Origin of the sequence: Dokdonia sp. Asnod3-C12 (assembly GCF_045063975.1) — a bacterium.
In the GTDB taxonomy this organism is placed as follows: Bacteria; Bacteroidota; Bacteroidia; order Flavobacteriales; family Flavobacteriaceae; genus Dokdonia.
The window spans coordinates 2,662,278-2,687,834 of sequence record NZ_JBEFNY010000003.1; the positions used below are offsets into that span (position 1 = coordinate 2,662,278).

Sequence of the window (25,557 nt, forward strand, 5' to 3'; positions counted from 1 at the left end):
GTTAATCAAGCATCTTGCCAATAGTGATAATGAGTGAACTGCCTTTGTGAATGAGGGAACGGACTATTTTTCTACAATCTCTATTTCAAATAAGGTGTTCCAGTGTTTTCCAGTAACAAAAAGACGACCTTCATTTGCTTTATAAGCAATACCATTAAGAACTTCGTTTGCTGGATCTAAGCCTGATTGTACTTCTTTATTAAGTCCCTTCAGATTTATCAGAGCTTCTAACGCACCAGTTTTTGGATCAATAATAGCTATTGATTCTCGCTGATAGGTGTTTGCATATATCTTACCATCAATAAATTCAAGCTCATTTAACTGAGACATAACTCCATTATTGTGCGTAGGCTCAATATATGATTGCTCAGAAAGGTTAGAAGGGTCTAGCGTCCAGATTTTACTAGTTCCGTCAGACTTGTAAATAACCGTACCATCATTTGTAAGTCCCCAGCCTTCTTTACTTTGATTGTAAGCAAATGTTCCAGTCTTTTCAAAGGTATCTTTGTTGTAAATAAAGCCTGTATTTTTCTGCCATGTGAGTTGGTAGATATTGTCTCCTATGATCGTCATGCCTTCTGCAAAATAAGAGTTGTCTAGCTTTACTTCTTTGAGAACTGCGCCAGTCTTGTAGTCAAGTTTTCGCAGTGTAGACTCGCCATAGCTTCCATTACTTTCATAAAGAGTATCCCCTACAAATTCTAATCCTTGTGTGTAAGCATCTGTTTGGTGTGGATATCTATTTATGATTTTATAACCATATACTTTAGGAGCTTTTGTGTGCAGTATATTTATTTTTTGAGTAGCAGTTGTAGTTCCATCTTGAGTAGAGATGGTTGCGGTTAAAGTTCTGCCGCCTAATTTTGGCGAAGTAAGCGTAGTGGTATATTTACCGCTGTCTTTATTACTACCTAAGCGCTGTCCATCTAGATCATAAACGACAGAGTCTATTGCGATATTTTTTTTCGCTTTAAGCGAAATAGCAATCTCTCCACCATTTTTTATAGAATTTTTGATGGCACTAGTCTCGATTGTGAAGTTTCCATCTAGTGATCCTTTATCACCACAGCCTATGATGAGAAGTGGTAAAAGTAATAGAATGAGGTGCTTAGCGTATGCTGTCATGTGATGTTTAATTTTAAGGCAATTTAAAACAAAAAATCGGGCAAAAAAACCTTGCGACTTCTCAAAGAAGCTATATCTTTGCACCGGCAAGTCCTACACAACCAGCTCCTGTCGAATCCCCCAGGGTGGGAACGCAGCAAGGGTAGATGGTCGTAGCGGTGTGATGTAGGTAGCTTGCCATTTTTTGTGCGCACAAGTCAAGCAATTTGACACTACATATAAAGAATCCCAAATTTCATAAGCTATTGAAATTTGGGATTTTGTTTTTTACGCTTTCGCGAAAGCGCAATTACATCTCAAAAAAAAGCCATCTCATTATGAGATGGCTTTTTGCTTTATAAAGTACGTGTACTTAATAGCCTACACGTTCTACAATCTCAAGACCGTAGCCTACGATACCTATACGTTTAAGACCTTCACTATTAGTCATTAGTTTTACTTTTGATATGCGCAGGTCATGTAAGATTTGTGCTCCTATGCCAAAATCTTTTGAGTCCATCACTACGTTAGGAGCTTTCATCTCTCCTTCTTTCTGTAAAGTTTTTAGTTCGCTTAATCTTCCTAAAAGATTTGCACTTGCATTTTCTTGATTTATAAAGACTATTGCTCCTTTTCCAGCTTCATTAACCGCACGAAACATGTCATCTAGTTTTGCATCTGGATTGTTTGTAAGTGTACCTAGTAGGTCATTATTAATTTGAGTTGAGTTTACGCGTACAAGTACGGGCTCATCATCTTCCCAGCCACCTTTAGTAAGTGCTATGTGAACCGTATCATTTGTAGTTTGCTCATACGCACGAAGTCTAAAATCTCCAAAACGCGTTTTAATCTCAAAGTCCTCTTTTTTATCAATAAGGCTATCGTGATTCATACGATAAGCCACGAGGTCTTCAATAGAAACTATCTTAAGGTCAAAAGTTTTGGCAACTTCTAGAAGCTGCGGCAATCGAGCCATTGTCCCGTCTGCATTCATGATCTCTACAATAACTCCTGCAGGTTTAAAACCTGCGAGTCTTGCAAAATCAATCGCAGCTTCTGTGTGTCCCGTACGACGCAGTACTCCTCCTTCTTTCGCTTTAAGCGGGAAGATATGTCCTGGTCTACTTAAATCGTAAGGTTTTGTATTTGGGTTTATTAGTGCTTGTACTGTCTTTGATCTATCTGAGGCAGATATTCCAGTTGTAACTCCATTGCCTTTAAGGTCTACAGAAACAGTAAAAGCGGTCTCCATAGGATCTGTATTACTCGTTACCATCATGTTGAGATGTAACTCTTCACAACGATCTTCTGTAATAGGCGTGCATATAAGACCGCGACCATGAGTAGCCATAAAATTGATCATTTCTGGTGTCACTGCTTCTGCAGCAGCTAGAAAATCTCCTTCATTCTCACGATCCTCATCATCTACTACAATGATTACTTTACCATTTTTAATGTCTTCAATTGCTTCTTCAATAGTATGTAGTTGGATGCTTGTAGATGCTGTCTTTTGCATAGGTAATATTTTGTACAAAGATACGGGAACACCTTTGTTTTGTGTGTAAGTTTTAAGCGCAAAAAGTTATTTGCTGTCTTGATAATATCCTTGAACTCTTAGGTGTTCTATAGTGATGCCTAATTGATCAAGTCTGTCTATGGCGGCTAAACGCATATCGTTAGAGTGCCCTAGATCTTTGTAATTTTTTACTACGTCCTTAAGTTGATTAGAAGAAAAGGAGTCTAATAATTGTATCTCATCTTCCGTGAGAACGTATGATTTATCTACTGTAGGAGTGATGATGGTCTCTTCCTTCTTTTTAGCAAATAATCTTTTAATAGGCTTAGGAATAATATCTACGTCAAAGATTCCTTGGTCTGTAGTTGCTCTATAAGTAAGGTAAACACCTAGTGGTAATAAAATAAATGTACTGAGCCAACTAGCAAAAAATGGGCTTATAGAGTTGTTTTCTGAACTGTTTTTTGCAAAGATTCCTATAAAGTGGAATGTGAGAAATAGAACGACGCCAATTACAATAGGAAGTCCTAATCCTCCTTTACGAATGATAGCGCCTAGAGGAGCTCCTACAAAGAAGAGTAGAATACAGCTAAACCCTAACACATACTTTTCGTGCAGAGAAATTTCAAATTTACTCAGGCGCTTTACATCTACTTTGAGTTTGTTCTTTCGATTCTCAAGATCTGCGACTGTGTTGTTTAAATTAGACTTTGCAATTTCTAATATACGCACGCGATCTTTTACTTCATAATTATCTAGCAGCGTGTCTTTGACCACTTTATCTTGAGCAGTTACCCCAGAATATAGAGAGTCTAGTGATGTTAAGTTTGCCTTGTGTATATACTTATCACTAAAGGTAGTTCTATCTTCCACATAACGCTTTGATAGCTCTATGATGCTAGAGTCTAGTAAGACGATATTCATCATCTGGTAGCTGTTATTGATATCCTTATCGTCTAGGTCAACAGCATCTAGCTCACTCAAGTCAATATTAAGCGTGTACGTCTCAAAATAACTCTTTGCAAAAGGTTCTTTCTTGCGCTCCTTATAATCTTTCTTTTGAACTTCGGTATAGTAATTACCGTCCGTAAGTTTTAAGGAAAGCGTAGGGGAGTCTATAGAACTTATGAGTTCGCCTTCAGAAGCGATAATAACGGTATAGTTGCCTAGTCTTCCTTTTTCGGCTTGATGGATTACAATGTCTCTCAGATATTGATCTCTATCGCCATATTTCTCAGCCACACGCATATTAAAATCTTCTGTAATCTCATTAAACTGTCCGCTACGTATGAGCATGGCAGGTTTGAGTTTACCTATGTTTCTACGTAAATTTCTGAACTCAATTTGAGAAGCAGGGATTACATGATTTGCAAATAGAAAGGAAGATATCGCAAGAAAAATTACAAAGTAAATCACACTTTTCATCGCGCGTTGTAGTGAGATACCCGTAGACTTCATTGCTGCAAACTCATAGTTTTCGGCAAAGTTACCGAAGGTCATGATACTTGTAAGAAGAACCGATAGTGGAAGTACTAGGGTTACAAGACTAGGCATCGCAAAAAGTAAGAACTTTATTATGACATCAAAGTCAAGGTCTCTACCTGCTAGTTCTTGTATATATAACCAGACACTTTGTAAAACAAAAATGAACATCAAAATAGTGAAGATGCTCAGGAATGTTCTTACGAACGTAAAAAGAATATATCGGTCTAGTATTTTCATGTAAAAAGCTGAGGGCGCAAACAAAAATAAGAAGTCTGCGCCCTTGCTACTAGTATTATACTATTATAATTTATTGATGTAATAATCTGCGTACTTCGTCTTATCAAAAACAAATACATTTTTTGCCAAAGGTTGATTAGGCTTAAATGAATTTACAGTAATAGTCACTTTAGTACCATTCTTTTGTGTGATAATAAGCTTGTGAATATGCTTAGTCTGTGCATCTACACCAAGTAACGTATATTTTACGTCACTATTAGAGTCCATAGGAGTAAGCTTTACAAACTGTATTTCTCTACCGTTTACTTTTTGTACAATGTCCATCTTCTGAGTGTAACCTTCATTAAAGAAGGATAGCATTTTTGAAGGTGTGATTGCATTTTCATCTTGATCACTCATTGCACTAATGGTGATTTCTTCATCTTCAGGAACAATAGTATAAACGTTCTTTCCATCAAATAATTGCGTAGTCCCCATAAGAGATAGCTTGTAGTTGTTACCAGCCATTACTACGTTTCCTTTAGTCTCTTGATTTACACCTTCGGCTTCATTGCTTAAGGCATATTTAAAATCAATAGCGATGTTGTCATAACTTTTTACCTTAGTGTCTACCTCTTTAAGTAGGGTTTGTGCGGTTTGCGCTTTCGCGAAAGCGGTTATAAATAACAACAATACCACAGGCATTGCACGTTTTGCAAATTTGCGGTAACCTTTTACTGCGACAGGAACTAATACTTTCTTAAAAAGTATAGGAGCCAGCCAAAAAATAAGTTTCTTTTTCATTTCTATTTAGTCATTATTTAGGAGTTGATCCAGTCCAGCCATATCTTGAACTAGTACTTGACGTGCTTTACTTCCTTCAAAAGGACCTACCACACCTGCAGCTTCTAGTTGATCTATGATTCTTCCAGCTCTATTGTATCCTAGTTTTAATTTACGTTGTAATAGAGAAGCACTTCCTTGCTGTGCAATGACCAATACTTCGGCGGCATCGCGAAAGAGAGCATCCCTATCTGAAGCATCTATATCAAGACTTGTGCCACTCTCTTCACCTACATATTCTGGCAATAAGTGAGCGTCCGGATATGCTTTTTGATTTCCTATATAATCTACAATACGTTCTACTTCTGGAGTATCCACAAAGGCACACTGTATACGCACCACGTCATTACCTTGTGTGTACAACATGTCACCACGACCTATAAGTTGGTCTGCACCAGAGGTGTCAAGAATCGTGCGGCTATCTATTTTTGAAGTTACTCTAAAAGCGATACGAGCTGGGAAGTTAGCTTTAATAATACCCGTAATCACGTTCACAGAAGGACGTTGTGTTGCAATGATTAAGTGAATACCAATGGCACGAGCAAGCTGTGCAAGCCTTGCTATTGGTGTTTCTACTTCCTTTCCAGAAGTCATAATAAGATCTGCAAACTCGTCTACTACTAGTATAATATAAGGTAAGAACTTATGTCCATTTTCTGGATTGAGCTTACGAGCCTTAAACTTGACGTTGTATTCCTTAATGTTACGACACATTGCATCCTTAAGCAGGTCATAACGGTTATCCATCTCTATACATAGAGAGTTAAGCGTGTTAATCACCTTAGAATTATCTGTGATAATGGCTTCGTCTGTATCTGGAAGTTTTGCGAGATAGTGACGTTCTATCTTGTTAAATAAAGTAAGCTCCACTTTTTTAGGATCTACCAGTACAAATTTAACTTCGGCAGGGTGTTTTTTGTAAAGTAGGGAGGTTAGAATTGCGTTAAGACCAACAGATTTACCTTGTCCAGTTGCACCTGCCATGAGTAGGTGAGGCATTTTGGCAAGGTCTACCACAAAAGTTTCGTTTGAAATGGTTTTACCTAGTGTAAGTGGTAATTCCATCTCTGCTTCTTGGAATTTCTTACTAGCCACTGCAGAGCGCATACTCACAATACGCGGATTCTTATTAGGTACCTCAATACCTATCGTACCACGTCCAGGGATAGGAGCAATAATACGAATGCCGAGTGCGCTGAGTGATAAAGCAATATCATCTTCAAGATTCTTGATTTTTGAAATACGAACCCCAGCCTCAGGAACAATCTCATATAATGTCACCGTAGGCCCTACGGTTGCTTTTATGTTTGAGATCCCTATTTTATAGTTGTTAAGCGTCTCAACAATTCGATTTTTATTTTCTTCAAGCTCTGCTTGGTTAATGGTGATACCTTGTCCGTTTGTATAATCTTTTAATAGATCAATAGGAGGGAACTTAAATTTTGCAAGTTCTAAGGTAGGGTCAAATTCGCCAAAATCTGCAACTAGTTTTGAGCTCAGGTTATCGGTGAGTTCTTCCTCTTCAATTGGTTTTTCTACCTCTACAGCAACTTCTTCCACAGGTACGACAACTTCTTCCTCTGGAGCTTTCGTTACTTGGAAGCTACTTGTAGGTTCCGCTTCTTTTTTGGTGAGTGTAGGTTGTAAATCTTGAACGTTTTGTTCAAATGTAGATGTCTTAGGAGGTGTTGTGGTTTCCGCTTTCGCGAAAGCGGTCTCATCCTCAACCTTAGTTCCTTTTAAAAACTCTTCGGCTTCGTAAGTAGAGGAGTTATCTACTATAATAGGTTCCTTTCCATCTTCTGAAAACTCACCAGCGAGATCACTACGTTGTTTGTTTATAAAAGTAGATATACGTTCTGGTGTAAGTTTTAAACGGACAACTAGATAGACAATAGCTAGAAAAGCCATCACGATGATTGCTCCCGCAAGACCTAAATAATCTTGCAAGAAGTCATTGATTTCATAACCAACGGTACCTCCAAGGATATCATTCTTTTTATGGAAAAATCCAAGAAATACAGCTAGCCAAAGCATGAGCAATATTCCCCAAAACCAAAATCTTTTTAATGACGTCTTTGCATAATCAAAAATGTAATGTACTCCAGTGAGCGAAGTAAGAATGCAAAGTGCGAGCGCAGGAACACCAAAACCTTTGTAAATAAAGAAATGGCTTATGCGTGCACCCACAAGAGAAAGCCAGTTTGAGGCTTCGTCTTCTCTAGTTCCTGTAGCAATAAGACTTTGATCTACCTTCCAGGTAAATAAGTATGAGATAAAAGAGAACAGCAAGCCAAGACCGAGTAAGAATAAAAAGCATCCTAAAATGATTTGCTGCTGGCGCGTCAATTTAAAGGAGATAGATTTTCTAGGAGTCTTAGTATTTGTTTTTTTAGCCGTGGATTTCTTTTTTGCCATAGAAGCGTTCAAGGTTGTTTTTTGGTGGGAGATAAAAGTACAATATTGAAACGGAAAAATAGGTGGTTTGGTGCGTTGTAGAAGTGATAATTGTAGAAGGAAATTTTCTACAATTATTTTGAGTTGTAAATCAACAAGAAAGAATCACTATGCGTAAGATTATTTGTGTAGAAAAAATAACTCTATATAGTTGGTGTACATCTAGAAGGCAAGATGCTTAATTTCTACTAGGGCATCTAAAAAATGCGAGGTATATAGATAATCCCAGCCACAATCACAGACGCTAGCGCTGCAATACCTACCGCACCTGCAGCAATATCTTTAATGCGACCTATCTTCTCATGAAAGTCTGGATGTATAAAATCTGCAATTCCTTCTATGGCGGTATTGAGACCTTCGGCGGTCATTACGAGGCCTATGCATAATATTTGAGCAATCCACTCTGTGCGTGAGATGTTATAGTATAATCCAGCAATAGTAATTAGTATGGCAACGCCAAACTGTACTTGGATACTAGCCTCAGAGCGTATAAGTTGTATACCTCCTTGAAGAGAGTATTTCATTCCCTTAAGTCTTCCAGTAATAAATTTAATAGGCAATGGAGTGGAGGTGTATAGTTAAAAAAAATGCTGAGTATATCAGTCTGTGATATACTCAGCATTAAAGGTATGTATATTATTTAAGAGCGCTCATTGCACCTTCATAGTTAGGTTCTTGACCTACTTCTGGTACTTGCTCTGTATAAATTACTTTTCCAGCTTCATCGAGTACGACTACAGCTCTTGAGTGAAGACCTTCAAAGGCTCCACCTTCTATAGTTACCCCATAGTTTTTTCCGAAATCACCAGATTTAAAGTCAGAAAGAGTGTGTACATTTTCTAGACCTTCGGCTGCACAAAAACGAGCCTGTGCAAATGGTAGATCACGAGAAATACAAAGTACTTCTGTATTTTCTGCACCTGAAATTTTTTCATTAAATGTGCGTACAGATTGTGCACAAACACCAGTATCAACCGATGGGAATATATTTAATACCACACGTTTTCCTTTAAAGTCTGCAAGACTTGCAGTAGACATGTCATTTTTTGAAAGTGAAAAATCTGGAGCTGTTGTTCCTACTTTTGGAAGTTCTCCTATCGTTGTTGCAGCGTTTCCGCCTAAAGTTATATTTGCCATATTATTTTTTTTGGTTACGTAAAAGTACAGAAATGCGAGAGCAATTTTATTAAAAGTATGGTAAAGAAATTTTTAAGAAATAGAGTGTATCTATAAGGATGCTTCTGGTATTTCCCCTTTTACGGGACCTACAATCTCATCAGTAATCCACCCTCCATAAAAACCTCCGGGTTGTGGGCGTACTTTCTCGTCATCTATATAACAATCTAGAATCGCTGGGTAAAACGAGATACTATTACTTATGTCTATAAATTCTTTATAAGGATCTGGATAACTCCACGCAGCATTTTTAAATGTAGTTGATGGTAGTATAATGTCCCAATAAGCTGCAGCTCCTTTCCACTCACAGTGCGAACTACCAACGACCTCCTCAAGCAATTCCATATCTATATCCTCTTGCGGAATATAATATGTGGGCGGGCTAGCAGTTTCAGTAATTCTAAAAGCTCTAGTAGTAGCAGCGATAACAGTTTCTTTGTGCTTTACAATAATCAGCCTTTGATCTATCGTAATTTTTGGTGGTCTTGGGTAGTCCCATACAGATTCCTGATCCTCACTAGGAGTGATTGCAAATGGCGGTCTTTTTTGACCTCTATATTCCCAAGAGTCGCGGTGTTCTAGTATCCAGCTAGGTGCTTTTTTCATTTTTATTCTAAAGATAACTTTAAAAGAACGTATAAAAAAAATGCGATGTCTGTAAGACATCGCATTTTAAAATTTATGTACTCGGTAGACTTAATTGTCTATAGATCCCATCACTCGTTGCATGAAGCCGTTGAGAGCTTCTTTCTTTGCAGTACCGCTTTGTATGTCTTTGTGCACTTCAAGCGCACCATACATATTTGAGATTAGTTCGCCTATAACGTCTAGCTCTTCATCTTTAAGAGAAGGAACTTCTGTAAGGTTTTCTAAAGTCTCCACAGTCTCAATAAGAAAATCTTGATCATTTTCTTCTATAAAACTTACGAGGTGTTTAATTACTGGTAACTTCATTTACGAGATCTTTAAGTACGTCAAACTTGTTAGTTTGCACTTGGTTTTTAAATGCTCCTTTTGTAAACGTTGCAAATGTAGGAAGGTTATCTACCGTTGCCATTTTACGTGACTCTGGATTCTTCTCTGCATCTACTATTACAAATTTTACATTTTCATTTTCTGAAGCTAGTTTCTTGAACTTAGGCTTCATAATACGACAGTTACCACACCATGTTGCACTGTACTGTACAATAACAGTATCATTATCTGCAACAATCTGGTTAAGGTTATCTTGATCTAATTCTTGAATCATAGCTTCTTTATTATTTAGTTAGCGTGTGCAGCAAGGTAGCTAGCAACACCATCACGGTTTGCGCTCATTGCATCTTTTCCATCTTCCCAGTTTGCAGGACAAACTTCTCCTTTTTCTTGTACGTGTGTGTAAGCATCTACAAGTCTCAAGAACTCTGCTACATTACGACCAAGAGGCATGTGGTTTACACCTTCGTGAAAAACAGTTCCTTCCTCATCAATAAGGTAAGTTGCTCTATAAGTAACATTGTCACCATCTACCATAACATTTCCAGTCTCTTCATCAAAACGCTCGTTTGTCACGTCAAGAATCCCAAGTTGGTTTGCAAGATTACGGTTAGTATCTGCAAGAATAGGGTATGTTACACCTTCTATACCTCCATTATCTTTTGCAGTGTTTAACCACGCAAAGTGTACTTCTGGAGTATCACATGAAGCTCCTATTACAAGCGTATTACGATCTGCAAATGCTTGTTTTGCTGCCTCAAAAGCATGAAGCTCAGTAGGACAAACAAATGTAAAATCTTTCGGGTACCAGAAAAGAATGATTTTCTTTCCTTCTTCCTTAGCTTTTTCTAAGATATTTAATTTAAAAGTATCTCCCATTTCATCCATTGCGTCAACAGCAAGGTTTGGGAATTTTTTACCAACTAAAGTCATTGTTCTAGGTTTTTTTATTCGAGTGCAAAAATACCTAGAAAAGTGTTGTCATTGCATATAGTAAAATGGGATAATGTTATAGTAGTATTGATTTTACTTATGCCTGCTCTTTAGGAGCTGTAAATGTAGTAGTTACGCTTTCGCGAAAGCGTAAAAACCTATTTTGAAAAGAGGTCATCACTTGTTCCAAATTTCCTATCTCTACCTGCCGAATGTACAGAAAAACCATTGCTTTTCACTAAACGATATGCTGTTCCCCAAGAGTCCGTCTTCCAAGTTTTAAGTAGCGGTCTACTTTTGATTAAATCGTTAATTGATTGGATTTGCAGATTTTTAGCTTCATAAGATTGTATACGAGTGAAGATTTGAGACATTTCTAGTTCGGTATCCCGAACGTTTAAAACTCGATCTTTATAACTAAAGTAGATTATGGAAATTGTTGCGGTAAGAAATATAGAAATAAAGATTACTATGGAAGTAGGTTGACCAAAGAATTTTTTAAAAGGCTTACGTTTGCCTTCTTCTTTTTCTTCAATTTCTATAGATTTCTTATGCTTATAGTCTACAGAAATAAGTCCAAAATCCACTAATAATGTTAAAAGAAATTCAATCATTAAGCCGCCGAACGAGCATCTTTAAGTTGTCTGATTTTAATATTAAAAGCAGCAAATAGTAAAGTCATAAATGGAGAAAGCCAGTTAAAGATGGCGTATAAGAAGTATTCTCCCACACCTACACCTAACACACTACTTTGATAAGCACCACAAGTATTCCAAGGGATAAGAACAGAGGTAACAGTTCCCGAATCTTCTAGCGTACGAGATAGGTTTTCTGGAGCAAGACCTTTGTCTTCATATGCTTTTTTAAACATCTTACCAGGGATGACTAAGGCAAGGTATTGATCTGATGCAATAGCGTTGAGGCCAAGACAAGAGATCACTGTACTAGCAAAAAGTCCAAAAACTGTGTCTGCAACGCTTAGCAATGCTTTAGTAATACGAGCTAATGCTCCTATACCATCCATAATTCCTCCAAAAACCATAGCGCAACATATAAGTAATATTGTCCATAGCATACCAAGTATTCCTCCTGAACTAAAAAGCTCGTTTAGTGTTTCATTAGGAGTCTCAATAGCGGTATCTGTCCAGATAGCTGTGAGAATAGCATCTGTTTTTGAAGTAGATAGTATGTTTAAAATGTCTGGCTGGAAAATGTAAGCAAACACTGCAGCAAGAATAACTCCTACTCCTAGGGCAATTAATGGTTTTGTCTTCGTTACAATGAGTGCAATCACAACTCCTGGAACAATAAACAGGAGTGGAGTGATATTAAAGGTGTCATCTATTACACTTAGAAGCGCAGTGATATCTGCAGTACCAGTAGTGTCTATACTCAAGCTGATGATAATGAAAACAATGAGTGTAATCACAATAGTAGGTACCGTTGTGAGTGTCATGTATTTTATGTGTGTAAACAAATCTGTTCCCGCCATGGCTGGGGCTAGGTTAGTAGTATCACTTAGTGGTGACATTTTATCGCCAAAATATGCGCCAGAAATCACAGCTCCCGCTATCATTCCCGTGTCGATACCCAGTGCTTGACCTATACCTATAAGTGCAATACCTACGGTTGCAGAGGTGGTCCATGAGCTTCCAGTTGCAATTGAGATAATGGCAGCGATAATTACTGAGGCTGGTAAAAATATAGTAGGGTTAAGTACTTGAAGTCCATAATACACCATTGCTGGTATGATACCACTCACAAGCCAACTACCAGCTAGCGCTCCTACGAGAAACAAAATCATGATGGGTACAAAAACACTTTTGAGGTTTTCCCATACTTCGGCAAGCATTGTGCTCAGTGTGGATTTATTTAAGAAGCCTACAATAGCTGCTACCGCTCCACCCATTAAAAGGATATATTGATTTGAATATTCGCCAAGCCACTCACCATCCTTAAAGAAAATATTATAGGCTAATAAGCACATAAGAATCACCACTGGAATAAGTGCTTCCCATAAATTTAATTCGCGATTGTTAACAATATGATGGTTTTTTTGATCTTCCAGTTCTTTATTCATGAGAGTGTGCGGTTTCTATCCGTAATGTTACAATAATAGGAGGTATTCTGCAAGGTGTATGCTCAAAAACCAGCGATGTAACATCATATAGTATTTCAAATAAACATAACTCAAAGCGCTATCTATTTGAGTTATCACAAATTACTTGTCTTTAAAGTGCCTAAAATAGATCGGTTCAAAAAAAAGCGAGCACAAAGCGGTTATGCTTCATCCTCGCATATCAACAAAATTGAAAAAAGTTATGCCACTACAGATTGTAAAACACCTATCTCTTCCATACAAGACTTCATCATCTCATAGGTACGTTCTATATCTGCATCAAGACCTATTGAGAAGCGTATAAGACCATCTGTAAGTCCCATCGCTGCTTGCTCGTCTTCTGGAATTTCTGAAGAAGTCGAAGTTCCAGGAGCGCTAAAAAGTGTTTTATAAAAACCTAAACTCACTGCTAGGTATCCAAGATTCTTTTCTTGCATTAATTCCATCAAAGCATTTGCTTTGTCTAGAGAGCCTACATCTACTGTGAGCATTCCTCCGTAACCGTACTTGTCATTCATATGTCTATTAAACACATCGTGACTAGGGTGAGAAGGGAGTCCTGGATAAACCGTTCTTAATCCTAACTTTTCAAAACGCTCTGCGAGATACATCGCATTGTGACTGTGTTGCATCATACGTATGTGCAGAGTGCGTAAATTTTTAAGAACAGAAGCAGCGCGTAAACTATCCATTGTTGGCCCTAGTAACATACTTGCTCCGTCATTTACATTGCGTAACGCATCTATAAATTCTTGTGTACCGCACACTACACCACCTACCGTGTCTGAAGAGCCGTTTATAAATTTAGTAAGACTGTGTATCACCACATCTGCTCCATGTTGTACAGGAGAAATAGAAAGTGGAGAGAACGTATTATCTACCACAAGTTTCAAGTTATGCCTTTTGGCAATTGCTGAAAGTGCTGCAATATCTGCAATTTCTAAAAGCGGATTACTAACAGACTCACAGTACAGCACTTTTGTGTCTTCTGTAATAGCTGCCTCCACTACTTCAAGATTTGTGATATCTACAAAGCTCGTTGTAATATTAAGTCTTGGTGCAAAATTCTTTAAGAATGCATACGTTCCTCCGTAGATAGTACGGCTAGAGACGATGTGATCTCCAGCTTCACAGAGTTGTAGTAATACAGGTGTAATCGCTCCCATACCACTAGCGGCAACGTTTGCCGTTTCTGTTCCTTCCATTGCGGCAAGAGCTGCACCTAGATATAAGTTTGATGGAGTGCTGTGTCTAGAGTATAAATAACATCCATCTGCATTTCCTTCAAAGGTGTCAAACATTGTTTTTGCCGAAAGGAATGTATAAGTAGAGCTGTCTGATATAGAAGGGTTTACTCCTCCAAATTCTCCAAAATATTGTAAATCTTGAATCTCGTTTGCTGGTTTAAATTTCATGGTTGATATCGGTTTTTGTATTAGAGACCTGTTGAGGCTTTCTAGTACATTGGTTGTTAGTGTTACAGGATCAAAGTAATTGTCTTTTAATTATTAAGCTGGGGAGCTTGTGATTGTGTTTAGTAAATGTATGTGATTGTAGATTTATAGTCAACGTAAGGGGTTAATTATAGATTTTAAAACTGTATTTTTGATAAAAAATAGAATTTAGCTTTCGAGAAAGCGTAAAATAATAATCCTCACTGATAATTTTTCTACCATGAAACTAGACGAGATAGACAAAAAGATACTAGGTTACCTTCAACATGATGCCAAAATCACAAATAAAGAACTCTCTGCAAAGTTGAACCTTTCTGTAACTGCTATTTATGAGCGTGTAAAAAAGATGGAGCGCTCTGGTGTTATCTCACAATATATTACACTCATTAATAAGGAGATAGTGGGACTTGGTTTTCAAGTGTTTTGTCATGTTAAACTAGAAAAACATGCGAAGGATGCTATAGATTCTTTCGAGAAAGAGGTGACCGCACTTGATGAGGTGCTAGAGTGTTTTCACGTAAGTGGTGACTATGATTATCTATTAAAGGTGCTTGTGAGAGATATGGAGCACTTTCGTAATTTTATGGTAACCAAGCTTACTACGCTTAAATATATAGGGAGTACGCAGAGTTCCTTTACGATAAGTGAGGTGAAGAATACCACAACAATCTCCGTGTAATGAATAGCAAACACTATGTGCTTTCGGAGTTTTTTGTGCTCTTTGTGTTATTGCCATTAAGCCTCTTGCTGCCTTATGATTTCAAAATAAAAGTAGCTAGTGTACTCATAGGCTTCACCTATTTACTTATAATGCTTTTTAAGAGTGGTTCTGTAAGCTTCAAAGTGGAACGCTCTATAAATTGGCCTTCTTTTTTTAAGGAGACAGCTGCGAAGCTTCTTGTTATAGCCATTGTTACCACCATTTATGTTTATGTGGTGCAGCCATCAAGTTTGTTCTGCGTGCCATTAAGCAATCCAGGATTGTGGGTGATGATATTATTGTTTTATACTTTTCTGTCAGTATGGCCACAAGAAGTGATTTATAGAACCTTTTTCTTTAATCGTTATGGCAGTTTCTTTAAAGACAAGCGATTACTTATTGTGGTAAACGCTATTGTGTTTGCAATGGCGCATTTGTTCTTACGTAACACTTTAGTGATTGTGCTTACATTTTTAGGAGGATTATTATTTGCTTATACCTTTAAGAAAACAAGATCTACCACACTGGTTTCTATAGAACACGCATTATATGGTAACTGGTTATTTACAGTAGGGATGGGGCAGATGCTTGCATTCCCAGGGATGGAGGCTTGTTAAAAAATACTTATTAGATATAAAAAAAGCCAATCTTTCGATTGGCTTTTTTTTATTTAAAATTGATCCTTTTTAAAGCTCATCACTCGCTTCTTCTTGACCCATCATCATTAGGTATCCTTTTAAGAAAAGGTCGATGTTTCCATCTAGAACAGCATCTGTATTACCCGTCTCTACGCCGCTACGTACATCTTTTATGAGTTTGTAAGGATGTAATACGTAATTACGTATTTGTGATCCCCATTCTATAGCTTTCTTATCTGCCTCAATGGCATTACGGGCTTCCATTTGCTTACGTAGTTCAAGTTCATATAGCTGAGAACGTAGCATCTGTAATGCTTTTGCACGGTTGTCGTGTTGTGAGCGCGAGTCTGAACAAGAAATTTGTATACCAGTAGGGTGGTGGGTAAGTTGGACCTTAGTCTCAACCTTGTTTACATTCTGCCCTCCAGCACCAGAAGATCTAGCAGTAACAATATCATAGTCTGCTGGGTTAATTTCTATCTCGATACTATCATCTACAAGTGGATACACGTATACAGAGGCAAATGAAGTATGGCGTTTTGCATTACTGTCAAAAGGGGAGATGCGCACCAGTCTGTGTACACCGTTTTCACCTTTAAGCCAGCCAAAAGCAAAGTCTCCTTCTATCTCTAGCGATACGGTTTTTATACCCGCAACATCACCTTCTTGAAAGTTAAGTTCTTTCACCTTCCAGCCTTGCTTTTCTGCATACATTAAGTACATGCGCATAAGCATTGCTGCCCAGTCGCAACTCTCTGTGCCACCAGCACCAGCGGTTATTTGTAAGACACAGCTAAGCTCATCACCTTCCTCAGAAAGCATGTTTCTAAACTCGATATCTTCTATAAAAGCAGCTGCCTTGTCGTAACGATCTTGCACATTTTCTTCGGGAGCTTCTCCTTCTTTTGCAAATTCATACAAGACTTCAAGGTCCTCTATAAAAGTTTGAGCATCCTCATAATCTGTCACCCATTTCTTTTTAGAACGCAAAGCCTTCATAAAAGCTTCAGCTTCCTTAGGGTCATTCCAAAAATTTGGGTCAAAGGTTTTTTCTTCTTCGTTTTGTATCTCGATGCGCTTACGATCTACGTCAAAGATATCTCCTTAAGCCGTCTACGCGCTCTTGGAGTGATTTTATGTGATCTGTTGTAATCATATGTTTCCCAGAAAGTGGGTGTATTTAAATTGATAATGTATGTAGTAAGAAACCAAGTGATGTTAATTGTTGAGGTTGCGCTTTCGCGAAAGCGTACTCATTACTCATCTAGTAAATCCGGTCTTCTTTCTTTTGTTCTTTGGTATGCTTGTTCTTCTCGCCATTCTTCAATTTTAGGAGTGTTACCACTTGTTAAAATCTCAGGGACTTTCCAGCCTTTATATTCTGCTGGGCGTGTGTAAATAGGTGGAGCGAGTAATCCATCTTGAAAACTATCTGTAAGCGCCGAAGTCTCATTACCTAGCACGCCAGGAATTAATCGTATCACCGCATCGCAAAGTATAAGAGCGCCAAGCTCTCCACCACTCAAAACGTAGTCTCCTATGGATATTTCTTTAGTAATAAAATGATCTCTCACTCGCTGATCTACTCCTTTATAATGACCGCACAAAATGATGATATTTCCTTTGAGAGAGATGGTATTTGCCATCCCTTGATCAAGGGTCTCGCCATCTGGTGTCATATAGATCACCTCATCATAATCACGCTCAGATTTGAGCTTAGAGATACATTTATCTATAGGCTCAATCTGCATTACCATTCCCGCACCACCACCAAACTGGTAGTCGTCTACTTGCTTATAATTTGTATCTGTGTAATCACGTAGATTATGAAACTGCACATCTACTAATCCTTTTGCAATTGAGCGCTGCATGATAGAAGCTTCAAAAGGGCTTTTAAGTAAATCTGGTACAACGGTAATGATATCTATTCTCATAATCTTGATAAGGTTGAGCTATTGTAATTGGGGTATTATACTAGCGAGCCCAAAAGTAATGTAAATCGGGGTCTTTATTAAATCCTAGGCGCTCATAAAGTTGTTGAGCAGGGTTTGTAGTCTCAGTTTGTAAAACGATGCCTTTTTGCTGTAACGATACGCATAGTTCTTTTGCGCTGTTTATGAGTAATGTACCTATACCTTTTCCACGGTGAATTGGGGTTATATATAAATCATTAAGCAGCAGCATGCGCTCCATGCTCACAGATGAGAAAAGTGGGTAAAGCTGAGTAAATCCTACAGCTTCCGTTTCTTCTTTGTCATGAAAGGCTATAAGAATAGTACTCTCATTATGGGTAAGCCTTTCCGTTAGAAATACGCCTGCCCCTTCAAGGTCTGATGCTTGTCTATAAAACTGTCTATACCCGTCAAACAGTGGTGTTATGATGTCTAGGTCTTGTAAGGTGGCTTTGCGTATATGCATAAAAAAAATCTGTACTACAAAGTACAGATTTTTTGATTTTCTTAAAAATAAGCAGACTATCCTTTTGCAGACTTGAGTGCTTTATTACGCTCGTCTTGAAGCTGGCGTCCTAATTTTTGTTCTTTTTCTAGTGCTTTGCGACGGTACTCATCAAACTCAACTTCTGTTTCATCAAGTTTGTGCTGTGCTTCTTTAGTGAGTACGTTGCTGCTTCTAAACTTGAAAATAAAAAACACAAGTCCAAGTAATAGAAGTCCAATAATACTCCACATCATGGTCTGGTAACTTCCTTTACTCATCTGGATGCCAAAGAAGTTTATAGAGTCTTTTTCCTCTTCAGTTTCTGTAAGTGTTAGTTGTATTTTTTCTAAGTCGGCGCTTACTTTTGAGGCAGCTGTTTGCTGCTTATTCATTTCAGACTTAAGATTTTCTATTTCTGACTGCAATACATCAATACGTGCTTTTGCATTTTGTTGCAAGCGCGTCATTTTTACTTTATCAATAACCTTAAATTGCTGGTAGTTATTAGAACCCTCGATGACTTCGGTAAATTGTTCGTCTATTGTTTTAGTAGCATCTTGAGCATGTGTCACAGAAAATGACAGGAGGAATATAAAAGCAATTGCTCTAGTAAAAAATCTCATATAGGTTGTTGTTTAAATATAATTGCGGCTAAAATATAGCTTTAATGCTTGCCTCGGTTTACAAAAATACGTCAAAATATAGCTTTTGGACTTTTTTATTAAAAATTAAGAACCATCTCAATCACTTTAACTTTTTGCAAGGCATTTTGGTGTTAGTTATTTTAATGATAAAGCCACCTGGTGAGGTGGCTTTATGTGTATGCTTAAGATTACTGTGAAGCAATCTATCTTGTGTTTACATCACGCTTTCGCGAAAGCGTAACAACTACAAGTATAATCCTAGTAATATGTAAATCTGCGCACCTTTGCTATGTACTTAGCAAGGCGTATAACTTGATGGCTATATCCATACTCGTTATCATACCAAACGTAGAGCACAACGTTTTTACCGTCCTTACGTACTATCGTAGCATTACTATCATAAATACTAGGAGCAGATGATCCTATGATGTCGCTAGATACGAGTTCGTTATCAATAGAATACTTGATTTGCTCTACAAGAGCTCCTTCAAGCGCATATTTTTTAAGAAGCGTGTTGATTCCCTTTATGCTTGTTTTCTTATTGAGTTCGAGGTTAAGTATCGCAAGTGAACCGTTAGGCACAGGAACGCGTATCGCATTTGAAGTAAGTTTCCCTTCAAAATGAGGAAGCGCTTTACTTACTGCAGCTCCAGCACCAGTTTCTGTAATCACCATATTAAGTGCAGCAGCGCGACCTCTACGGTACTTGCTGTGCATGTTATCAACTAGGTTTTGATCGTTAGTATAAGCGTGTATCGTTTCTAGGTGTCCTGTTTGTACACCTAAAGTATCATCAATCGCTTTAAGAATAGGAGTAATGGCATTAGTAGTACAAGAAGCTGCAGAGAAAATATTGATTTCATCTGGGTTATTCTCTAGGTGGTTTACACCGTGTACAATATTAGGAATCCCTTTTCCAGGAGCAGTAAGAAGTACTTTAGCAGCTCCTTTGCTTACTAAATGTCTACTTAACTGTTCTTTATCACGGAAGGCTCCAGTATTATCAATAATCAACGCATCGCTGATTCCGTATGCAGTATAGTCGATATCTTCTGGTGCATTTGCACTGATGAAGTTTACCGTAGTACCATTGATAATAAGTGCTTTATTTTCTACATCTATAGACACAGTTCCAGTAAAGTCACCATGTACAGAGTCACTTTTAAGAAGACTTGCTCTTTTTTCAAGAACTGTTTGATCTACAACACCACGAGTAACTACAGCTCTAAGACGTAGCTGACTACCTTTACCAGTGCGAGTCATTAACTCTCTTGCAACAAGACGACCTATACGTCCAAAACCGTAAAGAACAACATCCTTAGGCTCAATAGGAGTTACATTTTCGGCAGGCTTTAAGCGCTGCGCTACAAAACTAGTTGCATTTGCATTATCCTCTAGGTGATACTCATAAGTAAGTTTACCTATGTCTAACTTAGATGGAGGAAGGTTAAGTTGCTTGATTGCTTCTGCAATTTCTACACTATCAAAAATTGAGATAGGCTTCCCTACAAAGGCACCTGCATACTCGTGTAAATCTAGAATCTGGCTCACGTTGCGATCCATTACTTGATTTCTAAATACTACAAGTTCTATGGCGCTGTCGTACCATAAATCACTAGCAATTTTAATAAATTCTACAGTTGCTCTACGGCGATCTGCTTGAAAGGATAGTTCTTTTTCGTACGTTTCTGATTGACTCATTACGATGTAGTTAAAAGGTTTGTTTTGGTTTTACGAAAATGTAAATTCACTTAAATTTTCGGCAAAAGTATATATTTTAAGTGGGTACGCAAACGATTTCGTTGTTGAATTTGATGTAAAAAAATAACCCCTCCGGTATGGAAGGGTTATTTGCTTTACGTGTGTTATGCTTAATCGAAGATAAAGCGGTTGCGTTCTCCTTTTTGGTCTACAAAAACGATGCTTACTGGCTCGTTTGCACTTTTATTTTTAAAGATGTTTTTTACGTCTTCAATTGAATTTACCATTACGTCATCTATCTCTGAGATTACAAGACCCTCGATTCTATAACGTTTCATAGCTTCTGTGAGCGTCTGGCTTATTACCACGCCATTTTTGGCTTTGTATTTTGCAAGGTCTTTTGGCGATGCATTTTTAACTTGTATCCCTAATCGCTCAATGTCAAAAGTGATTGACTTTATTAACTTGACAGGTAGTGTCATTTTAGTATCGTCTCTTAATATTTCAACTTGAACAACATCATCAGGTCTCTTTGAATTAATGTATCCAGTGAGATCAGAAAATTTTGTGATATTAATATTGTCTAATTTCTTAATGATATCTCCAGTCTTTAATCCTGCTTGTTCTGCGCCACTTTCAAACTCTACACCAGCTACATAAAAGCCTTCGGCAGTTTTTAGGTTTTCGGCTTTTGCAATTTCGGCTGTAAGTGTACCACCACTTACTCCCAAGATTCCTTTTTGTACCGAACCAAACTGCATGATGTCTTCCATGATCTTACGAGCATTATTTGAAGGTACGGCAAATGCGTATCCTACGTAAGATCCAGTTTGTGAGGTGATGGCAGTATTAATACCAATTAACTCACCAAAGATGTTCACCAAAGCTCCACCGCTGTTTCCAGGGTTGATAGCTGCATCTGTTTGTATAAAAGACTGGTAGTTTGCATCGCGTTCATCTATATCACGAGCTTTTGCAGATACAATCCCTGCGGTTACTGTAGAGGTTAAGTTAAATGGATTACCTACGGCAAGTACCCATTCTCCTACTTTTGTGTCGTCACTATCGCCAAATGGGATATAAGGAAGTTCCTCACCAGCATCTATTTTTAATATTGCGATGTCTGCCTTTGCATCTTTACCTACCACTTCTGCCATGAAGGTTTTGTTGTTGTTTAAAGTGACTTCTACTTCTGTAGCGCCATCTATCACGTGGTTGTTTGTGATTATAAAGCCATCGCCAGAGATGATAACTCCACTTCCTGCACCTACAATGCCTTTGTTTGCCTGGCCGCCTCCTCTCAGATATTCCATCATGTTACGAGGTTGTCTATATTCTTGTACGTTTTTAACGTGTACGACTCCGTTTACCGTCCTTTCGGCAGCTTCAGTAAAATCTACCCCACTTGCAGCAGCAGTAAGTGCTTCATAATTGACCGGTTTATAGGTAGGCGTGTTATCTATTTGAGTAGGGTAAGAAGCTACTTGTGTAGGCTGCTCAATAAAGAGTTTATATGATCCTAGCGTGATTGCGCCTGCTAGTACGGCGATTAAAAGTGTTCCTGCGATTTTTTTCATAGTCCGTTGCATTTAATCAATAATCGTTAAAATTAAAAATTTAGTATATCTACGGTTTCTATTTAACTGCCATTTAACACGAGAAACGAAATCGAGATTTGCTATTTTTGTCGTAATAAAGCATTAAAAATGACAATCCCATTTTCAAAATATCAAGGTACTGGCAATGATTTTGTAATCATAGATAACCGTACTCAATACTTTCCCAAAGATGATACCAAACTCATCTCAAAGCTCTGTGATAGAAAGTTTGGCATAGGAGCAGATGGATTAATGCTGTTAGAAAACCATCCTTCGGCAGATTTTAGAATGGTGTACTATAATGCAGATGGCAATGAAAGTAGCATGTGTGGTAATGGTGGACGCTGTTTGGTAGCTTTCGCGAAAGCGTTATCTATTATAGAAAACAAGGCAACCTTTGAAGCGATAGATGGTCTACACGAGGCAAGCATAGAAGGTGATATCGTGCAACTGAAAATGCAGGATGTATCTGAAATTAAGAAAGAAGCTGCTTACACATTTCTAGACACAGGCTCTCCACATCATATTGCAATGGTAGATGATGTAGAAAAAGTAAACGTAAAAGCTGAAGGAGCAGCATTGCGTTACGGTAGTTTATATGGTGAAGCGGGAAGTAATATCAACTTTGTACAGCAATTAGATAATGCTCATTTTGCAGTGCGCACCTATGAGCGTGGAGTAGAGGATGAAACGTTGAGCTGTGGGACAGGAGTGACAGCTGTTGCAATCGCAGCACATACAAATGGATTAACCACTAGCAATAAAGTAGCGCTAGATGTACAAGGTGGGAAACTGTCTGTACAGTTTGAGAAAACTAATGATGGGTATTCTAATATCTATTTAATAGGTCCTGCAACATTTGTTTTTAAAGGAGAATGGCAATGAAGACATTGCAAGGCACCCATTGCTATTTAAGAGCACTAGAATCAGAAGATATTGATCACGTGTATCGTGTAGAAAATGATGAAGGTTTATGGAGTGTGGGAGAGACGCTTGTTCCGTTTTCTAAATATGTGCTCAAAGAATACTTAGCAAACAGCCACCGTGATATCTTTGACGTACGTCAACTGCGTTTAGTAATATGTGATAGTACTTCACATAATTTTGTAGGTCTTATTGATGTATTTGACTTTGATCCACATAATTTAAGAGCAGGCATAGGTATAGTAATTGCTGGTGAAGAACATAAGAGAAAAGGCTATGCCACAGAGAGTATAAATCTTCTCAAAAATTACAGCAATACACATCTCAATTTACATCAACTATATGCTAATATAGAAGAGGATAATAAGGCGAGTATCTCACTATTTGAAAAAGCAGGTTTTGAGTTAATAGGTATTAAAAAACAGTGGAGACGTAAACGTAGTCTCACTACAGGAAAAGAATCATATATAAACGAATTACTATACCAACACATATTCTAGATGTACATTAAAAAGATTTTACTACTTATAGTTGCCATAGGCATTGTTATAGGAGGCGTATTTGCTTACACAGTATACACTTCTATTTTTTCTGACAATACTGCCTTTAACAATGATCGCGCGCACTTATACATTGCAACAGGATCTGCTTTTAATGATGTGGTGGCAGATCTCTCACCACTCTTAAAAGACGAATCATCATTTATAACGGTGGCAGAAAAGAAAGGGTATAATGATAATGTGAGACCTGGTCATTACATTATAAAGAAGGGGATGAGTAATAATGAGATCATCAATACCATCCGTATTAAAAATACACCTGTAAAAGTGGCTTTTAATAACCAAGAGCGTTTACAAGATATGGCGGGGAGAGTAGCAACCCAAATAGAAGCAGACAGTACATCGCTTATAACAGCGATGCTAGATACAAACTTCTTGAGAGAGCATGACTTTAATAATGATACTGCACTCACAATGTATATTCCTAATAGCTACGAGTTTTTCTGGAACACGAGTGCAGAAGATTTTAGAGCAAGAATGCTTAGTGAGTATAAAAAATTCTGGAATGCCACGAGATTAGCCAAAGCTGAAGCGCTTAATCTAACTCCACAAGAAGTATACTCGATAGCAGCCATTGTGCAAAAGGAAACTGCCAAAACTGACGAAAGACCTAGAGTGGCCGGTGTGTATTTAAACAGACTTAGAGATGGTATAAAACTAGATGCAGATCCTACTGTTATTTATGCCGTAAAGAGAGAAAAGAATGATTGGGACATGGTAATAAAACGTGTGCTTTATAAAGATCTAGAAGTAGACTCTCCATATAACACTTATAGAAATAGAGGTATTCCTCCAGGGCCTATATTCATGCCAGATGTAACGGCTATCCAGGCCGTGCTCAATCCAGAAAAGCATAACTACTATTACTTTGTAGCAGATGTAGAAAACTTTGGATATCACAAGTTTGCTAAGACATTGTCACAACACAATGCAAATAGCGCTGCATACAGACGCTGGATCAACAATAAGGGTATCAATCGTTAAGTCCTTGTTAACTTTCATGTTAACAGGTATTAAATGATATTTCTAACACACTAAAGCTCCTTATATTGAAGTTGTTACCGTGATTCTCATAGAGACGCGGTTAACAGAAAATTCCTGTAACAGGAATATGTTCTTTTAATTACAATAGAATAATGGCAAGCCGCGCTTGCAAGCTCTTATGAGAATTACTAAAGATTAGATCACACTAAGTGGTCGGTAATTGTAAACTTTAATTCGATTCATTATATGAAGAGACGTTATTTACTATTAGTAGTATTGCTACCTGTGTTATTTATAATATCTACAGGTTTCATTGTAAAAGATGATAATGGCAATGCGATAGCCGCAATGTGGTTCAAAAACCAGGCAGATACTTTTGTAACTCCTACGCTTGAATCATTTGTACCCGATTTTCCAGGAGGATTTAATAGTCCTGTTTTGGGAACATCGTATATAGGCTTTAAGGAAGCTTTGGCTTTTAGTGAGTCCAGTGGTAATTATTTTGCAGTAAACAGACTTGGTTATAAAGGCAGATACCAGTTTGGTCAATCTACTCTTAAGTGGGTAGGTGTAGACAGTGCAAGAGATTTTATGAATTCTCCAGCCATGCAAGAAAGTGCATTTGATGCGCTTGTTGCAAGGAACAAATATGTTTTACGTGAGTATATCAACGCCTTTGATGGTAAAACAATAGGAGGTCATAAAGTTACCGAAAGTGGTCTCATAGCTGCGGCACATTTATGCGGAGCAGGAAACGTCAAGAAATTTCTTGACTCTGGTGGTGAGGATGTATTTGCAGATGCAAATAATGTACCTCTCACATCTTATCTAAGTCGCTTTGGCAACTTTGATACATCAATTATCCCCGCAAATGCGTCGGCAAAAGCTACTTTATAATTACTAAAAACCCAGACACTAATAGGTCTGGGTTTTTTATTGCGCATTATTTAAGGATCTATATAGTTGAATGCCTTATGTTAAAGTAGTGTTATGTCTTGCTATTGAGGAAGTTTTCTGGTCTACTTTTGCACTGTTATTGTATCGTCTAGTAGTGTAAATTGACGTTTTGAAGTGGGATTGATTGTAGAGAG

At 37.8% G+C, this 25,557-nt stretch carries 26 protein-coding genes and 1 other RNA gene; 7 read left to right on the forward strand and 20 right to left on the reverse strand.

What is annotated here, in order from left to right:
• Nucleotides 1–63: 63 nt before the first annotated feature.
• Nucleotides 64–1,125: a glutaminyl-peptide cyclotransferase gene (locus tag ACJJVW_RS12085; RefSeq protein WP_405252142.1), complete on the reverse strand. Its 1,062-nt coding sequence runs from the start codon at nucleotides 1,123–1,125 to the stop codon at nucleotides 64–66.
• A gap of 84 nt (nucleotides 1,126–1,209) precedes the next feature.
• Between ACJJVW_RS12085 and ffs the strand changes: the two genes are divergently transcribed.
• Nucleotides 1,210–1,308: signal recognition particle sRNA small type (gene ffs / locus ACJJVW_RS12090), an RNA gene on the forward strand.
• 169 nt (nucleotides 1,309–1,477) lie between these two features.
• Here the strand turns inward: ffs and ribB are convergent.
• The 13 genes from ribB to ACJJVW_RS12155 all read right to left on the reverse strand — a co-directional run bounded on the left by ribB (nucleotide 1,478) and on the right by ACJJVW_RS12155 (nucleotide 14,239).
• The gene (gene ribB / locus ACJJVW_RS12095) at nucleotides 1,478–2,620 is read right to left on the reverse strand and encodes a 3,4-dihydroxy-2-butanone-4-phosphate synthase (protein WP_013749709.1); all 1,143 of its coding nucleotides are present in this window, start codon (nucleotides 2,618–2,620) and stop codon (nucleotides 1,478–1,480) included.
• Between the two features lie 66 nt (nucleotides 2,621–2,686).
• A complete protein-coding gene (locus ACJJVW_RS12100) occupies nucleotides 2,687–4,342 on the reverse strand; it encodes an LptF/LptG family permease (RefSeq protein WP_405252145.1) in 1,656 nt (551 codons plus the stop codon).
• Nucleotides 4,343–4,405: 63 nt separating this feature from the next.
• Nucleotides 4,406–5,125, reverse strand: a complete 720-nt coding sequence (locus tag ACJJVW_RS12105; RefSeq protein WP_405252147.1) for a LolA family protein — start codon at nucleotides 5,123–5,125, stop codon at nucleotides 4,406–4,408.
• 6 nt (nucleotides 5,126–5,131) lie between these two features.
• Nucleotides 5,132–7,582 carry a DNA translocase FtsK 4TM domain-containing protein gene (locus tag ACJJVW_RS12110; RefSeq protein ID WP_405252149.1) on the reverse strand — a complete coding sequence of 817 codons (2,451 nt, stop codon included), beginning with the start codon at nucleotides 7,580–7,582 and terminating at the stop codon, nucleotides 5,132–5,134.
• A gap of 236 nt (nucleotides 7,583–7,818) precedes the next feature.
• Nucleotides 7,819–8,145, reverse strand: a complete 327-nt coding sequence (locus ACJJVW_RS12115) for a diacylglycerol kinase (RefSeq protein ID WP_051583939.1) — start codon at nucleotides 8,143–8,145, stop codon at nucleotides 7,819–7,821.
• Nucleotides 8,146–8,257: 112 nt separating this feature from the next.
• Nucleotides 8,258–8,758, reverse strand: coding sequence for a thiol peroxidase (gene tpx / locus ACJJVW_RS12120; protein ID WP_339848429.1), 501 nt, complete (start codon nucleotides 8,756–8,758; stop codon nucleotides 8,258–8,260).
• A 90-nt stretch (nucleotides 8,759–8,848) separates the two neighbouring features.
• Nucleotides 8,849–9,403, reverse strand: coding sequence for a DUF427 domain-containing protein (locus tag ACJJVW_RS12125; protein ID WP_405252151.1), 555 nt, complete (start codon nucleotides 9,401–9,403; stop codon nucleotides 8,849–8,851).
• Nucleotides 9,404–9,493: 90 nt separating this feature from the next.
• A complete protein-coding gene (locus ACJJVW_RS12130) occupies nucleotides 9,494–9,751 on the reverse strand; it encodes a DUF6952 family protein (RefSeq protein WP_013749699.1) in 258 nt (85 codons plus the stop codon).
• Complete coding sequence (locus tag ACJJVW_RS12135) at nucleotides 9,732–10,046, reverse strand: co-chaperone YbbN (RefSeq protein WP_108878340.1); 315 nt, start codon at nucleotides 10,044–10,046, stop codon at nucleotides 9,732–9,734. The genes ACJJVW_RS12130 and ACJJVW_RS12135 overlap by 20 nt, the downstream gene beginning before the upstream one ends.
• Nucleotides 10,047–10,060: 14 nt before the next feature.
• A complete protein-coding gene (locus tag ACJJVW_RS12140) occupies nucleotides 10,061–10,705 on the reverse strand; it encodes a peroxiredoxin (protein WP_405252153.1) in 645 nt (214 codons plus the stop codon).
• A 158-nt stretch (nucleotides 10,706–10,863) separates the two neighbouring features.
• Nucleotides 10,864–11,319: a hypothetical protein gene (locus ACJJVW_RS12145; protein WP_405252155.1), complete on the reverse strand. Its 456-nt coding sequence runs from the start codon at nucleotides 11,317–11,319 to the stop codon at nucleotides 10,864–10,866.
• On the reverse strand, nucleotides 11,319–12,785 hold the full coding sequence (locus ACJJVW_RS12150) for a Na+/H+ antiporter NhaC family protein (RefSeq protein ID WP_405225884.1): 1,467 nt from the start codon (nucleotides 12,783–12,785) through the stop codon (nucleotides 11,319–11,321). The genes ACJJVW_RS12145 and ACJJVW_RS12150 overlap by 1 nt, the downstream gene beginning before the upstream one ends.
• Nucleotides 12,786–13,024: 239 nt before the next feature.
• Nucleotides 13,025–14,239: an aminotransferase class I/II-fold pyridoxal phosphate-dependent enzyme gene (locus ACJJVW_RS12155; RefSeq protein ID WP_405252157.1), complete on the reverse strand. Its 1,215-nt coding sequence runs from the start codon at nucleotides 14,237–14,239 to the stop codon at nucleotides 13,025–13,027.
• A gap of 259 nt (nucleotides 14,240–14,498) precedes the next feature.
• Between ACJJVW_RS12155 and ACJJVW_RS12160 the strand changes: the two genes are divergently transcribed.
• Entirely contained in the window at nucleotides 14,499–14,957 is a 459-nt protein-coding gene (locus ACJJVW_RS12160; protein ID WP_298325732.1) for an Lrp/AsnC family transcriptional regulator, read from the forward strand.
• Nucleotides 14,957–15,595, forward strand: a complete 639-nt coding sequence (locus ACJJVW_RS12165) for a CPBP family intramembrane glutamic endopeptidase (RefSeq protein WP_405252159.1) — start codon at nucleotides 14,957–14,959, stop codon at nucleotides 15,593–15,595. The genes ACJJVW_RS12160 and ACJJVW_RS12165 overlap by 1 nt, the downstream gene beginning before the upstream one ends.
• A gap of 69 nt (nucleotides 15,596–15,664) precedes the next feature.
• Here ACJJVW_RS12165 and prfB read toward each other — a convergent pair.
• The 6 genes from prfB to ACJJVW_RS12195 form a co-directional block, all read right to left on the reverse strand.
• Nucleotides 15,665–16,772, reverse strand: a protein-coding gene (prfB, locus tag ACJJVW_RS12170) for a peptide chain release factor 2 (protein WP_108878351.1) whose coding sequence is annotated in 2 segments (ribosomal slippage) — nucleotides 15,665–16,708 and nucleotides 16,710–16,772 — 1,107 coding nt in all. Because the reading frame shifts where the segments join, the coding sequence is not laid out codon by codon here.
• Nucleotides 16,773–16,872: 100 nt separating this feature from the next.
• A complete protein-coding gene (gene trmD, locus ACJJVW_RS12175) occupies nucleotides 16,873–17,550 on the reverse strand; it encodes a tRNA (guanosine(37)-N1)-methyltransferase TrmD (RefSeq protein WP_298325723.1) in 678 nt (225 codons plus the stop codon).
• A 40-nt stretch (nucleotides 17,551–17,590) separates the two neighbouring features.
• Complete coding sequence (locus tag ACJJVW_RS12180; protein WP_405252161.1) at nucleotides 17,591–18,034, reverse strand: GNAT family N-acetyltransferase; 444 nt, start codon at nucleotides 18,032–18,034, stop codon at nucleotides 17,591–17,593.
• A gap of 56 nt (nucleotides 18,035–18,090) precedes the next feature.
• Nucleotides 18,091–18,678, reverse strand: a complete 588-nt coding sequence (locus tag ACJJVW_RS12185; RefSeq protein ID WP_298325716.1) for a hypothetical protein — start codon at nucleotides 18,676–18,678, stop codon at nucleotides 18,091–18,093.
• A 279-nt stretch (nucleotides 18,679–18,957) separates the two neighbouring features.
• Nucleotides 18,958–20,400 carry a glyceraldehyde-3-phosphate dehydrogenase gene (locus ACJJVW_RS12190; protein WP_405252163.1) on the reverse strand — a complete coding sequence of 481 codons (1,443 nt, stop codon included), beginning with the start codon at nucleotides 20,398–20,400 and terminating at the stop codon, nucleotides 18,958–18,960.
• Between the two features lie 170 nt (nucleotides 20,401–20,570).
• Entirely contained in the window at nucleotides 20,571–21,977 is a 1,407-nt protein-coding gene (locus tag ACJJVW_RS12195; protein ID WP_405252165.1) for a trypsin-like peptidase domain-containing protein, read from the reverse strand.
• Between the two features lie 129 nt (nucleotides 21,978–22,106).
• Between ACJJVW_RS12195 and dapF the strand changes: the two genes are divergently transcribed.
• The 4 genes from dapF (at nucleotide 22,107) to ACJJVW_RS12215 (ending at nucleotide 25,363) form a co-directional block, all read left to right on the forward strand.
• Nucleotides 22,107–22,883, forward strand: a complete 777-nt coding sequence (gene dapF / locus ACJJVW_RS12200) for a diaminopimelate epimerase (RefSeq protein WP_405252168.1) — start codon at nucleotides 22,107–22,109, stop codon at nucleotides 22,881–22,883.
• Nucleotides 22,880–23,422, forward strand: coding sequence for a GNAT family N-acetyltransferase (locus tag ACJJVW_RS12205; RefSeq protein ID WP_405252170.1), 543 nt, complete (start codon nucleotides 22,880–22,882; stop codon nucleotides 23,420–23,422). The genes dapF and ACJJVW_RS12205 overlap by 4 nt, the downstream gene beginning before the upstream one ends.
• On the forward strand, nucleotides 23,423–24,466 hold the full coding sequence (gene mltG, locus ACJJVW_RS12210; protein ID WP_405252172.1) for an endolytic transglycosylase MltG: 1,044 nt from the start codon (nucleotides 23,423–23,425) through the stop codon (nucleotides 24,464–24,466). It abuts the gene before it with no gap.
• Between the two features lie 246 nt (nucleotides 24,467–24,712).
• On the forward strand, nucleotides 24,713–25,363 hold the full coding sequence (locus ACJJVW_RS12215; protein WP_405225852.1) for a peptidoglycan-binding protein LysM: 651 nt from the start codon (nucleotides 24,713–24,715) through the stop codon (nucleotides 25,361–25,363).
• Nucleotides 25,364–25,557 lie beyond the last annotated feature (194 nt).